Source organism: Flavobacterium sp. 38-13, assembly GCF_001899155.1.
Taxonomy (GTDB): domain Bacteria; phylum Bacteroidota; class Bacteroidia; order Flavobacteriales; family Flavobacteriaceae; genus Flavobacterium; species Flavobacterium lindanitolerans.
Genome location: NZ_MKVG01000004.1, coordinates 48,627 through 62,870 on the forward strand (window position 1 = coordinate 48,627; position 14,244 = coordinate 62,870).

Annotated in this window: 14 protein-coding genes and 1 riboswitch; of the genes, 8 read left to right on the top strand and 6 right to left on the bottom strand. The window is 35.4% G+C overall.

Features of this window, described 5'->3' with window-relative positions:
- The first annotated feature begins 15 nt into the window (after positions 1-15).
- The 6 genes from BGO88_RS01240 (at position 16) to BGO88_RS01265 (ending at position 7,335) form a co-directional block, all read left to right on the top strand.
- Entirely contained in the window at positions 16-891 is an 876-nt protein-coding gene (locus BGO88_RS01240; protein ID WP_273237229.1) for a pirin family protein, read from the top strand.
- A 150-nt stretch (positions 892-1,041) separates the two neighbouring features.
- A riboswitch (SAM-I-IV-variant riboswitch) is annotated at positions 1,042-1,138 on the top strand.
- A 56-nt stretch (positions 1,139-1,194) separates the two neighbouring features.
- Positions 1,195-2,520: a Na+/H+ antiporter NhaC family protein gene (locus BGO88_RS01245; protein ID WP_353743389.1), complete on the top strand. Its 1,326-nt coding sequence runs from the start codon at positions 1,195-1,197 to the stop codon at positions 2,518-2,520.
- Positions 2,521-2,594: 74 nt separating this feature from the next.
- A complete protein-coding gene (fabG, locus tag BGO88_RS01250) occupies positions 2,595-3,341 on the top strand; it encodes a 3-oxoacyl-[acyl-carrier-protein] reductase (protein WP_056073724.1) in 747 nt (248 codons plus the stop codon).
- A gap of 333 nt (positions 3,342-3,674) precedes the next feature.
- On the top strand, positions 3,675-5,702 hold the full coding sequence (locus BGO88_RS01255) for a hypothetical protein (protein WP_286705661.1): 2,028 nt from the start codon (positions 3,675-3,677) through the stop codon (positions 5,700-5,702).
- 407 nt (positions 5,703-6,109) lie between these two features.
- Positions 6,110-6,532, top strand: a complete 423-nt coding sequence (locus BGO88_RS01260; RefSeq protein ID WP_056073718.1) for an META domain-containing protein — start codon at positions 6,110-6,112, stop codon at positions 6,530-6,532.
- A gap of 5 nt (positions 6,533-6,537) precedes the next feature.
- Positions 6,538-7,335, top strand: coding sequence for an META domain-containing protein (locus tag BGO88_RS01265; RefSeq protein WP_286705662.1), 798 nt, complete (start codon positions 6,538-6,540; stop codon positions 7,333-7,335).
- Between the two features lie 36 nt (positions 7,336-7,371).
- On the opposite strand, the gene BGO88_RS01270 is transcribed toward BGO88_RS01265, so the two are convergent.
- Together BGO88_RS01270 and BGO88_RS01275 are read right to left on the bottom strand one after the other, a co-directional pair.
- Entirely contained in the window at positions 7,372-7,773 is a 402-nt protein-coding gene (locus BGO88_RS01270; protein WP_273237219.1) for a glyoxalase, read from the bottom strand.
- Positions 7,774-7,842: 69 nt separating this feature from the next.
- A complete protein-coding gene (locus BGO88_RS01275) occupies positions 7,843-9,108 on the bottom strand; it encodes an OmpA family protein (RefSeq protein ID WP_056073710.1) in 1,266 nt (421 codons plus the stop codon).
- Positions 9,109-9,497: 389 nt separating this feature from the next.
- On the opposite strand from BGO88_RS01275, the gene BGO88_RS01280 reads away from it, so the two are divergent.
- Positions 9,498-9,887 (top strand): acyl-CoA thioesterase, encoded by a 390-nt coding sequence (locus BGO88_RS01280; protein WP_056073709.1) that lies wholly within the window; start codon positions 9,498-9,500, stop codon positions 9,885-9,887.
- A 3-nt stretch (positions 9,888-9,890) separates the two neighbouring features.
- Here BGO88_RS01280 and BGO88_RS01285 read toward each other — a convergent pair whose 3' ends face one another.
- From BGO88_RS01285 to nhaA, 3 genes are read right to left on the bottom strand one after another with little or no spacing between them, the layout of a single operon-like run.
- The gene (locus BGO88_RS01285; RefSeq protein WP_286705663.1) at positions 9,891-11,141 is read right to left on the bottom strand and encodes a mechanosensitive ion channel family protein; all 1,251 of its coding nucleotides are present in this window, start codon (positions 11,139-11,141) and stop codon (positions 9,891-9,893) included.
- Between the two features lie 3 nt (positions 11,142-11,144).
- The gene (locus BGO88_RS01290) at positions 11,145-11,435 is read right to left on the bottom strand and encodes a DUF3817 domain-containing protein (RefSeq protein ID WP_056073705.1); all 291 of its coding nucleotides are present in this window, start codon (positions 11,433-11,435) and stop codon (positions 11,145-11,147) included.
- A 15-nt stretch (positions 11,436-11,450) separates the two neighbouring features.
- Positions 11,451-12,800: a Na+/H+ antiporter NhaA gene (gene nhaA / locus BGO88_RS01295; protein ID WP_277016936.1), complete on the bottom strand. Its 1,350-nt coding sequence runs from the start codon at positions 12,798-12,800 to the stop codon at positions 11,451-11,453.
- Positions 12,801-12,936: 136 nt separating this feature from the next.
- Between nhaA and BGO88_RS01300 the strand changes: the two genes are divergently transcribed.
- Positions 12,937-13,449, top strand: a complete 513-nt coding sequence (locus BGO88_RS01300; RefSeq protein ID WP_286705664.1) for a DUF6155 family protein — start codon at positions 12,937-12,939, stop codon at positions 13,447-13,449.
- A 4-nt stretch (positions 13,450-13,453) separates the two neighbouring features.
- Here the strand turns inward: BGO88_RS01300 and BGO88_RS01305 are convergent, their stop codons facing one another.
- The gene (locus BGO88_RS01305) at positions 13,454-14,161 is read right to left on the bottom strand and encodes an endonuclease V (RefSeq protein ID WP_200937049.1); all 708 of its coding nucleotides are present in this window, start codon (positions 14,159-14,161) and stop codon (positions 13,454-13,456) included.
- Positions 14,162-14,244: the final 83 nt, after the last annotated feature.

Here is a 14,244-nt window from a genome sequence, read left to right on the forward strand (position 1 = left end):
TAAACAAAACAAAATATGTCAAACATCGACTTAATCATAGAAGAAAGGCCACGTGATATCGGGGACTTTCTGGTAGGCAGACTATTACCTTTCCGTAAAAAAAGAATGGTAGGGCCATTTATTTTTATTGACCATATGGGGCCAACAAAAATGGGACCGGATCATTATATGGATGTAGGCCAGCATCCGCACATTGGATTGGCAACATTGACTTTCTTGCTCGAAGGCGAAGTCATGCATAAGGATAGTATTGGCACTGTACAGAAAATAGCTCCTGGTTCAGTGAACTGGATGATTGCCGGAAATGGTGTAACCCACACCGAAAGAACTCCCGAAGAATTAAGACACGGAAAAGAGTATATGATGCATGGTTACCAAATATGGGTAGCACTGCCAAAAGACAAAGAAGATATGGAGCCGGAATTTCACCATTTTGACAGGAACGATCTGCCACGATGGAAAGACGAAACGGCAGAATTTACATTAGTGGCAGGAAAAGGATACGGTAAGGAATCACCGGTTCCGGTACATTCTGATCTGTTTATGGTCGAAATCAAAACCCAGGATGAATATCTTCTCCATACAGAAGGACAGCTTTTTGGGGAAATTGGAATCTGTGTCGTTGAAGGCGCTGTTCAGGCCTGTGATAATCATGTTGAAAAAGGAAATATGTTAGTGTCAAAATTGGACAATGCCTGTTCCATGACGCTCAAACCAGATACCCATATTATTCTTTTTGGTGGCCAACCGCTTCCTGAAGAGCGATTTATCTATTGGAATTTTGTGTCTTCCAGCAATGAAAAAATTGAAGCGGCGAAAGAACGTTGGAGAAAAAAAGAATTTCCGAAGGTAAAAGACGATAACAGCTATGTCGTCATGCCGGAAGTTTAATTCAAATAAAACAAACCAAAAAGCCTCTCTGTTGAATTGATAACAGAGAGGCTTTGTTTTTACAGATAATTTAATTGCGCGGAAGATTATTAAATATTTGTAAAAAACACACTTAAGGTAAATATAATTTAAAAATAGACCTATATTTGCATCCGTTATCACGAATCTCATAAAGAGATAGCAACCTGCAACAACAAGCAAGGTGCTAAAACGATAAGCCAAATCCTTTGGAAAAAATGTTGCCATTCCACACTTTTTTCGGTTTGCTTTTCGTCGTGAGCTTTATTAATTTTTAAGCAATCGATGATGAAACATCTTATTAAAACTAAAGGTTCTATTGTAGCCTTATTGCCCTTTTTCGTTTTTATTTTTACATTCCTTGGTGCCGGAATCCTACTCAATGACTTTTATGCTTTGCCGTCTCCAATAGCAGTAACTTTTGGGATAATTACAGCCTTTTTACTTTTTAGAGAATCTATTGAGGCAAAAGTTGACACGCTGATAAAAGGCTGTGGAAATAATCAAATCATCACAATGTGCCTTATTTATCTGCTGTCCGGAGCTTTTGCTGTCGTTACCCAGGCAATGGGAGCTGTAGATACAGTTGTAAATTTAGGAATCAGTACAATAGACACGGAGTATTTCCCATTAGGCATCTTTTTAATAGCCTCATTTTTATCAACTGCCACAGGAACTTCTGTCGGATCTATAGTAGCCTTAGGACCAATTGCCATTAGCCTGGCAGACAAAAGCGGTGCTTCCATGCCTTTAATTGCCGGATCGTTACTGGGCGGTTCAATGTTGGGAGACAACTTGGCTATTATATCAGATACCACAATTGCTGCCACACAATCGCTTGGATGTGAAATGCGCGATAAATTTAAAGTCAATCTCTTTATAGCGTTACCGGCATCTATTATCACAATACTATTACTTTTCTATCTGGGAATTAATTCAGAAATAAGTCCGGTAACTATTGAAAAAGAAAGCTACGAACTGATTACAATAGTACCTTATATTCTTGTAATCGGTTTGGCAGTTTCAGGCTTAAATGTTTTTATAACCTTATTGATTGGGATATTGGTCGCAGGAATTATCGGTTTTTTTCAAAATGATTTCACTGTACTGAGTTTTTTACAGAAAAACTATGAAGGCTTTTTAAGTATGACCGATATATTTCTATTATCAATGCTAACGGGTGGACTGGCCGCTTTAGTTGAAAAAGCGGGAGGTATAGATTATGTTCTGCAAAAGATAAAGTCAAAAATTAAGAGCAAAAAATCAGCGCAAATGGGAATAGGTACTTTGGTTAGTGTTACCAACCTGGCTATTGCCAATAACACTGTTTCTATTGTAATTACCGGAGCCATTGCCAAAGAGATTAGTGATGAATATGAACTGAGTCCTAAAAAAACAGCAGCTATTCTCGATATTTTTTGCTGTATAGTGCAAGGAATTCTTCCGTATGGGGCACAAGTACTGCTGATTTTAAATTTTGCCAAGGGACGATTGAATGTGATTGACCTGATTTCAAATGCATGGTATGTTTATATATTGCTGATTTTTACGCTAATTGCGATTTATAGCAAAACATGGAACAAAAGGATAGATAAATTCCTGAAAGTTTAAAGGCTTGTCTTACAGTATTGCGATTGAATTCTTATATTTGTCACTCAACAAAGACAAACTAAATATATTTTATAATGAAATTACTAGAAGGAAAAACAGCGATCATTACAGGTGCCAGCCGAGGAATTGGTAGAGGAATTGCAGAAGTTTTTGCAAAGCACGGTGCAAATGTGGCATTCACTTATAGTTCATCTGCTGAAGCGGCTAAAGTTTTGGAAGATGAATTGATAGCGCTTGGCGTAAAAGCTAAAGGATATCAGTCTAATGCTGCTGATTTTAATGAAGCGCAAAAACTAGTAGATGATGTAATCGCAACTTTTGGAACTATTGATATTTTGATTAACAATGCAGGAATTACAAAAGATAACCTGCTGATGCGTATTTCAGAAGAAGATTTCGATAAAGTAATTGAAGTGAATCTGAAGTCTGTTTTCAACATGACAAAAGCTGTTCAGAAAATTATGCTTAAAAACCGTGCAGGTTCTATTATAAACATGAGTTCAGTAGTAGGAGTGAAGGGTAATGCCGGACAAACCAACTATGCGGCTTCAAAAGCCGGAGTTATCGGATTTACAAAATCAGTTGCTTTAGAGCTTGGTTCAAGAAATATCCGTTGTAATGCAATTGCTCCAGGTTTTATTGAAACTGAAATGACAGGAAAACTAAACGAAGATGTTGTTCAGGGCTGGAGAGACGCTATTCCGTTAAAACGCGGCGGAACACCTGAAGATGTCGCAAATGCTTGTCTTTTCTTAGCTTCTGATATGAGTGGCTATATTACAGGACAGGTTATGAATGTTGATGGTGGAATGCTAACTTAATAAAAGCTTTTAAGCAAAAGACAAATTAAATCAATACTTTCTTCTAAGGTGTAAAGTCCTAATCTTTTGATTTTACACCTTAGATTTTATATGAAGTTTAAATGAAAGATAGCTTTGGTATAGGGATAATTGGTGCTATTATAGTAGTTCTTGGAGTGATATTCATTGTAGCACGTCTTGAAATAGGCTTTATTACAGGGCAAATAATGGTTTATTATGGTTTGTTGTTGATAGCTTTGGCAATACTGATTTTTATAGTGAGAAAAAACAAGAAGAAATGATTTTTCTTGATATGAATCCAAAATCCCTTCAGATATTAAATTAATATAAAAAATGACGACAAACACCATTCTATTACTTTTACTTTCAATACTAATAGCAGGAGGTTTGTCTTTTTTCCAATACTTTTTCAGGTCTAAAAATAAGTCGAAAACCCAACTGCTTTTAGCCTTTTTACGTTTCTTTTCTATTTTTGGCATCTTACTCTTGCTAATCAATCCCAAAATTACAACCAGTACTCTTGAAATAGTAAAAACGCCATTACCTGTTGTTGTTGATAATTCCAGTTCTATAACAGAATTAAAAGCAAACGAAACGGCTTTGGATATCCATAAAAAACTGGTTTCTGATTCAAGACTACAGGAAAAATTTGATATTCAGTCGTATCAGTTTTCTAATGAATTTGAACTATCTGATAGTTTTAATTTTAAGGGAACGCAGACCAATCTGGATGAAGTTGCCAAGAACCTGAAAAGCATTAATAAAAACACGGCTTTCCCGACCGTCATCCTAACTGATGGAAACCAGACTTCAGGGAATGATTATGTTTATAGCTTTAATCCAAATAATAGGGTATTTCCTGTAATTCTGGGAGATACGACTACTTTTCTGGATTTGAAAATCAGCCAGCTCAATGTCAATAAATATGCATTTCATAAGAACAAATTTCCAGTAGAAGTATTTCTTCAATATTCCGGAAACAAAAGTATTGCCGCCGATTTTAGTATTTCACAAGGAGGAGCTGTTTTGACAAAACAAAGCGTTTCTTTTACGCCTTCAAAGAAAACAGCCGTACTAAACGTTTTATTACCGGCAGATAAAATAGGCGTTCAGGTTTTTAAGGCATCGATAACTTCTAAAGAGGCTGAAAAAAACACCTATAATAATCACAAGAATTTTGCTGTTGAAGTCATTGATCAAAAGTCTGAAGTTGCCTTAATTACTGCAATAAATCATCCTGATATTGGCGCTTTAAAACGTTCAATAGAAACTAATCAACAGCGTAAAGTAACGATAGTCAATCCAAATAAAATCAATTCATTACAAGATTATAATGTCTTGATTTTATATCAGCCTAATTCAGAATTTAAATCTGTTTTTGAAGCCAATAAACTAGCTGGGTTGAATACCTGGATTATTACTGGAACCAATACAGATTTTAATTTTCTGAACCAGCAACAAAACACATTGCAATTCAGAATGAGTGGGCAAAAAGAAGATTACCTGTCCGATTTTAATGCTCAGTTCAATCTGTTTGCTATTGATAATATCGGTTTTGAAAATCTACCACCATTGCAAAATGCTTTTGGAACCGTTACTCCAAAGGAAAACATAGAAGTTTTGGTTTCATCCCGTATCAGAAATGTCAATACCGGAGCCCCTCTATTGGCATATTCCGAAAACCAGGGAAAAAGAAATGCTTTTCTTTTAGGGGAAAATATCTGGAAATGGAGATTGCAAAACCATATAGAGAACCAATCCTATGATAAATTTGATGTTTTTATTGATAAGACCATACAATTTTTAGCATCGAATAATGCAAGGAAATCACTTGTGGTTAATCATGAAAACTTCTATAACTCTGGCGAGGCTATTGAAATTACCGCACAGTATTTTAATAAGAATTACGAATTTGATGAAAATGCCAGACTCACAATTTCCATCACCAATAAAAAGACAAAACAAACCAAAAACTATGACCTTTTAAAAGGCAATAATTCCTATAAGGTCAATCTTGACGGACTTTCTGCCGGTGAATATAGCTTCAAGGTAGTGGAGGCAAAATCAAAAAACACCTACAACGGCTTTTTTGAAGTTTTGGATTTTGATATTGAAAGGCAGTTTGTTAATCCTGATTTGAATAAACTGACACAATTGGCTTCCCAAACCCAGGGAAAGGTTTTCCATCCTAATCAGGTGGAAGAGCTTATTAAATCGCTATTGCAAAATGACGAATACAAAGCCACACAAAAAGAAATTATCAAAAAAACACCGTTGGTAGACTGGATATGGCTACTAATACTGATTGTAGTTTCCCTTGCCGCTGAATGGTTTATAAGGAAATATAATGGGCTTTTGTAAAGGTGCTAAACAGCTAAGGTTCTGAGGTGCTAAGGTTGTGTATTCAATGGTAGAAGAGAAAGTATTTTAATAAAACTTCTTTAAAAATCCGCATAAATTGTTTTAATCCGTGGCCAATCCGCGTTCAAATTTAAAATTTTCAAAGTGCTAAGTTTCTAAGGTTCTGAGGTGCTAAGGTTGTGTATTCATGGTAGAAGAGAAAGTATTTTATAGAGGGTTCTTAAATCTGTGTAATTATTTTAATCTGTGGCCAAACTTGTCCAAATCTAAAGTTGGGTCAGCCTAAATCCAATCTTTGTATCTAAATATAGATTTTCTAAGTTTTTTTGAACTCTAATATCTTTTCTGATTTTATACTCTGCCATGAAAAGCGTATATTTATGTTTCAATCATAATATCAAAAAAATATGAAAGCTAAATTTTTATCTGTAATCTGTGCCATAGTCTTAGTCGGATTACAATCTTGTAGCTGCAAAAAAGGAGCAGAAGCCATTGCTGAACTTTCAACAGGAAGCTGGGAATTAGAACAAACTTTTGGAGATCCCATTGACAAAGGAGAATTTGCTAAAATTCCAGTACTGAATTTCGACAAAACAGAAAACCGTATTTCTGGAAATTCAGGATGCAATTCAATGTCGGGAAGTTATACTATTAATGAAGACAATATTAGTTTCGGTCCAATCGCACAGACAAAAATGGCTTGTCAGGGAACCGGAGAAGGAAAATTTATGACCTTGTTCAATTCCGTACAAAAATTCAAATTACAGGGAAACAAATTGAAATTATATGATGGGAATGGTACTAAAGTACTGTCTTTCATTAAAAAATAAATCTCATGAAAAAACAATCAATAATCGCATTGGCCGCCTTAAGCTTTCTATTTATTAATTGCAAACCCAAGTCAGCAGAAAAAGAAGTTAGTGGGACTGATTCTCTTTCTGTATCAAAGGATAGTATAGCCATTAAACAAACAAATGACGTTTTTTTCAAAGCCTCAGGAACAGAGCCGTTTTGGGGAATTGAAATCATGAAGGATTCGGTCCGGTTTACATCACCCGAAACGGAAAATAATTTTACATTATCATACGGAAAGCCGAATAGGGCTATGGATGCCAATGTCATTTCGTATGAAGCAAAATCAGATAGCATTCATTTAAAATTTACGATACAGCAAGGCAAATGTTCCGACGGCATGTCTGATAATGAATACAATTATCATGTGAAAGCTTCATTAAAAAGAGGAAAAGATAAAGATTTTAAAAATCTTGAAGGTTGCGGAAATTATATTGTAGATAAGCAATTGGAAGGAAATTGGATTTTGGAAGAATTAGAAGGCAAAAAAATTAATCCCGATGACTTTGAAAAAAAATTGCCGGGCATAGAGATTAATGCCAAAGAATCCAAATTTACAGGTTTTGCAGGTTGTAATGGAATGGGAGGCAGGCTGTTCTATGAAACAGAAATATTGCGATTTACGGATGTTTTTACAACAGAAATGATGTGCCCTAATTATGATAAGGAGAAATTATTTGTAAAAGCCTTACAAAACACAACAACTTATCAGATAAAAAAAGACAAGCTTTATCTTCTTAATCCTGACGGAACCAAAGCAGTTCTTAGAAAAGCGAATTAAAACAAAAAAAGAGGCAATTTTGCCTCTTTTTTTTGTTTATTCTTCTTGCAGTTCAAAAAGTTGTACCTGGTTTTTTAATCTTTCAATCAGCATGTTCATCATTCTCTTATTCAGGGAGGATGAGTTTTTTATGTATACATCATATTCATGAATTGTAAACAAACCAATCACAATTCCTTTAAGAGAATTCCGGAACTTAATATCCTTTTGAATAGAGTTTTCTATATACGCCAGTTTCTTTTCGACGGGATAGCTGTAGAAATCATTTTTATATTTTGAAATATAATTTCTAAAAACATCAATAAAAAGATCGTTCTGAAGTTTTAATATCGGGCGTAAGACCTGGTTTTGAAAAATTTCATCAGATGAAGACTCGCTTGTAACTGTTCCTAAAGTTTCACCTCTGAATTCAGAAATGAAAGCGTCCCTGTTTTCCATGGTTTTTCTTTTAAAGATAAAAAAAAACCGCCGTATTACTACAGCGGTTTTGAAATATTTATGAAGAAATTATTTAACTCTGAAAGTAACTCTTCTTACGATTTGGCGGGCTTCTTTAGAATTTTTATTTACAGAAGCATCTTCACCATTTCCAATAACTGTTAATCTTGAAGCGTTGATTCCTGAATTAACAACAATATCTCTTACAGAATTTGCTCTTCTTTGTGACAAATCTTTATTGTAATCTGAATTTCCTATTTCATCTGCATAACCAATGATTTCTGCATTAGCTGATGGGTTTGCTTTCAGATATTTCACTAAGAAATCAACACCAGATAGGGAAGTTGTTGTTGGTTTGGCAGAATTAAAGTCAAAATATACATTAACATAACCACCATTGATTAGTTCTTCAATTGTACTGTTGGAAGCAGAACCTTTACCATTTTGTCCGTACGTTTTATCAAGATAGCTTTCCAATTCATCAGGCACACCATTTTGGTTTCTGTCAATAGACTGACCTTTTGTGTTTACAGCAACTCCGGCAATAGAGTTTGGCTCTAAATCATACATATCCGGCACACCATCCTTGTCAGAATCAGCCAAACCTGTTTCAATCATTCCAACTCTTTCTTCTAAAGCTTTAAGCTCGTCTAGCTTAGTCTCAGAATACCAATCTGCGTGTTTCTCATTTTTACCCAGATAGAATGTCAAACCTACAGATGCATTCAATAATGTACCATCAAATGTTCCTGTAGTTGTAGGTCCTTGGCCGTCAAAATTATAATTTTGCTTTCCATGAACAATTCCTGTAAGATCTCCGGTCAATACAACACTGTTGCTTAATTTTACCTGACCGGTAATTCCCAGGATTCCGTTACCCATGTAATCTTCTCCGTCAAAACCATCTTTGGCAGATAACTGAGAAACCCCAAAACCACCGTGAACTAACAAACCAAATGTATCAGTCCAATCTTCAAAATTCAATACTCTTCCCAAGTTAACAACTCCTTGAAGGCTTGTTCTTAAATAAGTACTTTCAAATGGATTGCTGTCATCATGTTCCTGAAATTTGTCATAACCGAAATCAAGTTTCAAACCAAATTTTGGATTGAACATGTATCGGACACCCAAATCTGCATGGAACAGATTTAATGTTGAAGTATAATAACCATCAGTCATTGCTCTGGTTGGCTTATTTACCCCTCCGTTTACTTCAATCGACCATTTGTTGTAGCCATCTGATGAAGCCTTTTCTACGGTTGCAGCAGAATCTTGTGCGTTTGCAGAAGCGAAAGCCAGCAATAAAAACGATAATAATGGTAAATTCTTTTTCATAGTTCTTAATGGATTTTAATTTAATTTTTCTCTTTTTGAGCAACATTTCTAAGGCAAAGATAGACGATAGGATTTTAACATTTCTTACTTTTTGTTATATAATTCCCATGTTTATGTTTTTTTTAATAATTCTATAACTTTTTTTTATGACCAGTAAATACAGGTGTTCGCAGTAATATTTTAATAATATACTGTTCATTTAATGCTGGTTACGAGTATCAGAGTGTAGTACTTAATCATGCCTTATTTGTTAAAACAGGAAGAAATCACTTGAGTGTCCTTTTAGTAAATTTTGGCAAGTTTTTAAGAGTTTTTTCCTGTTTTTATCCCGGTTGGATTCAATTTTAATAGGCGAGAAATCATTAATTTTGTCTCGTCAAACTAAGATTATGAGATTTCATACAAGAAAATGGGTAAAACCGGAAGATTTAAACCCAAATCAGACACTATTTGGAGGAAAACTTTTATCGTGGATCGATGAAGAAGCAGCATTATATGCTATAATCCAATTAGAAAACGAACGTGTGGTAACCAAACACATGTCTGAAATTAACTTTATCAGCTCTGCCAAACAGGGAGATATTGTTGAAATTGGGATAGATGTAGTAAAATTTGGAAAAACATCACTAACACTAAAATGTGAAGTGAGAAATATTATGACAAAGGAAACCATTATTACGGTCAACTCAATAACAATGGTAAATCTGGACAGCTTTGGGCGTCCTTCGATTCATGGCAAGACAGCAATTGAATTTGTCCGTGACAGAATCAAAAAATAGGCTTTATTCGGTATGAACTCCTTTTTCAGAAGGTAGCTCATAGATTTCCAAATCAAAATAAGGCACGGCAGCAATAATATGGTCGAAAATATCGGCCATAATATATTCATAGTTAATCCAGCGCTTGTCATTCGAAAATGCGTACACTTCAATCGGAATACCTTTTTCTGTTGGTTGTAGATGGCGGCACATCATGGTCATGTCTTTATTTATGCCGGGGTGATTTGCCAGATACTGATTGATGTACTTTCTAAACAACCCCAGATTTGTCATGTTTCTGCCATTAATCGTCAGACTTTTGTCAATATTGTTATTGTTATTGTATTTGTCAATATCCTGCTGGCGGTGCTCAATATAAGAACTCACAAGCTGTATTTTTTTCAGACCTTCCAATTCATCAGTATGCAGGAACCGCACGCTGTTTGCTTTAATCAGAACATATCTTTTGATTCTTCTCCCGCCGGAATTCTGCATACCGCGCCAGTTTTTAAAAGAATCAGAAATCAGGCTATAGGTAGGAATTGTTGTGGTGGTATTGTCAAAATTGCGAACTTTTACTGTAGCAAGATTAATTTCTACCACATCGCCATCAGCACCATATTTTTCAAAGGTTACCCAATCGCCAATTCGAACCAGGTCATTTACGGAGACCTGAATACTGGCTACAAATCCTAAAATAGTATCTTTAAAAATCAGAATTACAATAGCTGAAATTGCTCCAAAAGTGGCAAAAAGCGTAGTAAAAGAAGTTTCAAAAAGAATCAGTACAATGCTTGTAACCCCAAAAATCCAGAGTACAATCATAAATACCTGAATATAGCTGTCTATAGGCTTGTCATTAAAATCCGGCAGTCGTTTGAGGTAATCTTTTATGGCATTTAAAATACTTCTGATAATCCAAAGAACCAAAAATACGATATAGATTTCCAATCCTTTTCTGAAGAATCCTTCCCAATAGGCAAAATCCTTCAGAATGATTGGAACGGTTATGTTTACAAAAAGAAGCGGAATCAGATAAGCAATATATTTAGTGGTTTTATTGGCAACCAGTAAATCATCAAACTGAGTTTCCGTTCTTTGTGCAATAGTACTAAAGACTTCGATTAATATTTTTTTGAATACATAATGAATTACAAAGACAGCTATCCCAAGCAGGATAAAGTTAACGAAAACATTGGCATAGGACGATACCGTGTCGCTATAGCCCCATTCTTTAAATAGATTATATGTCCAATTAAATATTTTCTCGATCATATTTTAGTTTGCTTCTGCATTCAGGTATTTCTTTTCAACGTAAAAAGCACCTAAAGGAATTATGGATCCCAGAACAATCAATGCGAATTTTTTAGCACTCCAGTTAAGTTCAATTTTTAACATGATAGCCAGAATAATGTACGCTATAAATAAAAGCCCGTGTGTCATTCCAATAGGAAATAGAAATGTTTTGTATAATTCAGGGTTGCTTCCTTTAAGGATTAACATATTTCCAAATAATAAAAGATAAGAGATACCCTCCAGTAAAGCGACGATTTTAAAAAGTTTAAGCATTGTAAAAAAGAAGTATTATAAATTAGTAATTGAATTTTCGGGATTATTATTTTTAGAGAGCAGGAAATAACCAATTACTCCACCAATCAATGATGCAGCAAAAATACCTAATTTTGCCTGCAGTTCGTATTCAGGGTTCTCAAAAGCAAGATTGGTAACAAAAAGGGACATTGTAAATCCTATTGAAGCCAGAAATCCTACGCCAAAAAGACTTTTGTTTGTCAATCCTTCGGGTAAGCTTGCCCATTTGAAACGTATCATTAACGATGATACTCCATAGACACCAATTACCTTGCCTGCCAATAAGCCAAAAACAACACCTAAAGTAACAGAACTTGCTGCATTTTCAATGATACCGCTGGAAAATGTAACTCCGGCATTGGCCAATGCAAAAACAGGCATGATAATAAAACTGACTAAAGAATGTAAACCATGTTCCAGTCTGTGAAGTGGTGACATGGCATCTTTTGATAATTTACGTATATCTTGTAAAACATGAAGCTGGTCTTCAGAGAGAGTAGGAGCATCAGTCGGATCAAGCTCTTTGAACTGATTCAATCGGGTCCTGATTTTTGAAATGAATAGTGTTTCGTCTATTCTGGATCCGGCCGGAATCGTAAAAGCTACCAAAACAGCCGCGATAGTTGCATGGACACCGGAAAGCAAAAAGGGAAGCCAAACGCCGGCAATACCAACCAAAGCATAAAATAAAATATTTCGGATTCCGAATTTATTGCAGATTAGGAGAAAAACAAAAAAGCCGAGTCCAATCCCTAAGGCTAGGCTATTAATAGAAGCCGTATAAAAAAATGCAATAACCAGAACAGCACCTAAATCATCAACAATGGCCAGGGCGGTGAGGAATATTTTTAATGTTGCCGGTATCTTATCACCTAAAAGATACAGAACGCCCAAAGCAAAGGCTATATCAGTAGCCATTGGAATTCCCCATCCATGAGAAGAATCGGCTCCAAAATTAAACAGGGTATAAATCAGTGCAGGAAAAACCATTCCTCCAATGGCGGCCACAATTGGTAATAATGCTTTTTTAGGCTGTGACAATTCCCCTCCAATCATTTCCCTTTTAAGTTCCAGCCCCACCACAAAAAAGAAAACCGCCATCAGTCCGTCATTTACCCAGTGATGAATAGTATAATTAAGATATAGTTCATCATTAATTGTAAAACCTATTTTGTGTTCCCAAATGTGATGGTACCAATCTTTCCAGCTCGAATTAGCCAAGAAAATAGCTACCACGGCAGCAATAAAAAGAAGAATACCACCTGTAGTAGACTTACTGATAAAGTTGTTAAGGGGGTTAATAATCCATTTTTCTGCGGGAGTTGCTTTTATCGGGTCTTCCATGGAATTTTTTTAGAGATTTGTCAAATTTAAGCATTCCGAATGAGGATTAAAAGCAAGAGTTATGCTATCTTTCTAAATTTGGCAAAGTAACAGCAATCATTGGATAGTAGTATATTTGTAAAAAGAGAATTCTAAAATGAGCAAAAGAGATTTAAAAAAATATCTTAAAGAATTAGATAAAGAGCAATTGGAAGAACAGCTGTTAGAGTTGTATGAGAAATTCTCTGACGTTAAAACCTATTACGATTTTGTATTCAATCCTAAAGAAGATAAACTGCTTCAGGAGGCAAAATTAAAGGTTACTAATGAATATTTTCCTCTTAAAGGAAAACGTGCCAAGTTACGCCGTTCTGTAGCGCAGAAATATATTAAACATTTTTTAAGCCTTGGTGTTGATTCTTATGTAATTGCAGACCTGATGCTCCATAATCTTGAAGTAGCACAGAAATATACCGCCCGAAGAGAAATGCGCTATGCTTCATTTTATAAAAGCATGCTGAATTCGTTTGAACAGGTTGTCAAATACAGCATTGAAAACGGAATGGTTTCTGAATTCAAGGAGAGAATACTTCACATAAAAGATAATGCTTTCAAACAAAATTGGGAAAACAAAGAAGAACTGGAAAGGCTTTTTGATGCTATCGATTAGCTCTTTAGAATAGCGGTAGTTGTACATCAAATTCATGATATCCTGCCTGACGTTGTCCCGTACGGAAAAGATTAACCATAACATGTGCCTGTCTTGTAGGTTCGGGAATTCTGTATTTCTGAACTGTACGATTCATGATTTCCAGACTGTCGTCTACTGACATGTGGTGCCCGGGTGAAATAAAAACAGGTTTGACATGGGTTTTTGTGCGGAGAGCGAAGCCTAGTTTGTCCTGATTTTTATAAATAGGGCGGAAGCTGAACTTTTCATCTTCCAAAACATCGTATTTTCCGTGAAGCATATTTTTTGCACAGCCAATTGTTGGATGATCGGTAAGCAGTCCAAAATGCGATGCAATTCCCATTCTGCGGGGATGTGTGATTCCTTGTCCGTCAAGAATCAATAAATCAGGTTTTACAGGAATCTGCTCCCAGGCTTTTATCAGGGTAGGAACTTCCCGAAAGGCCAAATATTCGGCTTTATATTCAAATTTGGATTCCCCTACAGCTAAAGAATACGAAAGAGGAATCAAATCAGGATAGCTTAAAATAACAATCCCGGCATATAATTTAGAACTGCCTACTTCATGTGAAATATCTGCTCCGGCAATCGTACTGATATTTTTATTACGCGTCTTTAAGGAAATATTCTCCTTCATCTCATTTTGGAGACGTGTTGCCATTTCTATTGTAAAATCATCGTAATTCAGCATATACAGGCGTATTATCAGGCATTAAATGCCAGATTTTCAAAATTAGGCTATTTAAAAACGAATGACATTATATGATTTCCTAA

Bases quoted from the DNA above. Each gene is read 5' to 3' on its own strand.
- BGO88_RS01240 (WP_273237229.1), top strand. From the start codon at position 16: ATGTCAAACATCGACTTAATCATAGAAGAAAGGCCACGTGATATCGGG.
- BGO88_RS01245 (WP_353743389.1), top strand. From the start codon at position 1,195: ATGATGAAACATCTTATTAAAACTAAAGGTTCTATTGTAGCCTTATTG.
- fabG (WP_056073724.1), top strand. From the start codon at position 2,595: ATGAAATTACTAGAAGGAAAAACAGCGATCATTACAGGTGCCAGCCGA.
- BGO88_RS01255 (WP_286705661.1), top strand. From the start codon at position 3,675: ATGACGACAAACACCATTCTATTACTTTTACTTTCAATACTAATAGCA.
- BGO88_RS01260 (WP_056073718.1), top strand. From the start codon at position 6,110: ATGAAAGCTAAATTTTTATCTGTAATCTGTGCCATAGTCTTAGTCGGA.
- BGO88_RS01265 (WP_286705662.1), top strand. From the start codon at position 6,538: ATGAAAAAACAATCAATAATCGCATTGGCCGCCTTAAGCTTTCTATTT.
- BGO88_RS01270 (WP_273237219.1), bottom strand. From the start codon at position 7,773: ATGGAAAACAGGGACGCTTTCATTTCTGAATTCAGAGGTGAAACTTTA.
- BGO88_RS01275 (WP_056073710.1), bottom strand. From the start codon at position 9,108: ATGAAAAAGAATTTACCATTATTATCGTTTTTATTGCTGGCTTTCGCT.
- BGO88_RS01280 (WP_056073709.1), top strand. From the start codon at position 9,498: ATGAGATTTCATACAAGAAAATGGGTAAAACCGGAAGATTTAAACCCA.
- BGO88_RS01285 (WP_286705663.1), bottom strand. From the start codon at position 11,141: ATGATCGAGAAAATATTTAATTGGACATATAATCTATTTAAAGAATGG.
- BGO88_RS01290 (WP_056073705.1), bottom strand. From the start codon at position 11,435: ATGCTTAAACTTTTTAAAATCGTCGCTTTACTGGAGGGTATCTCTTAT.
- nhaA (WP_277016936.1), bottom strand. From the start codon at position 12,800: ATGGAAGACCCGATAAAAGCAACTCCCGCAGAAAAATGGATTATTAAC.
- BGO88_RS01300 (WP_286705664.1), top strand. From the start codon at position 12,937: ATGAGCAAAAGAGATTTAAAAAAATATCTTAAAGAATTAGATAAAGAG.
- BGO88_RS01305 (WP_200937049.1), bottom strand. From the start codon at position 14,161: ATGCTGAATTACGATGATTTTACAATAGAAATGGCAACACGTCTCCAA.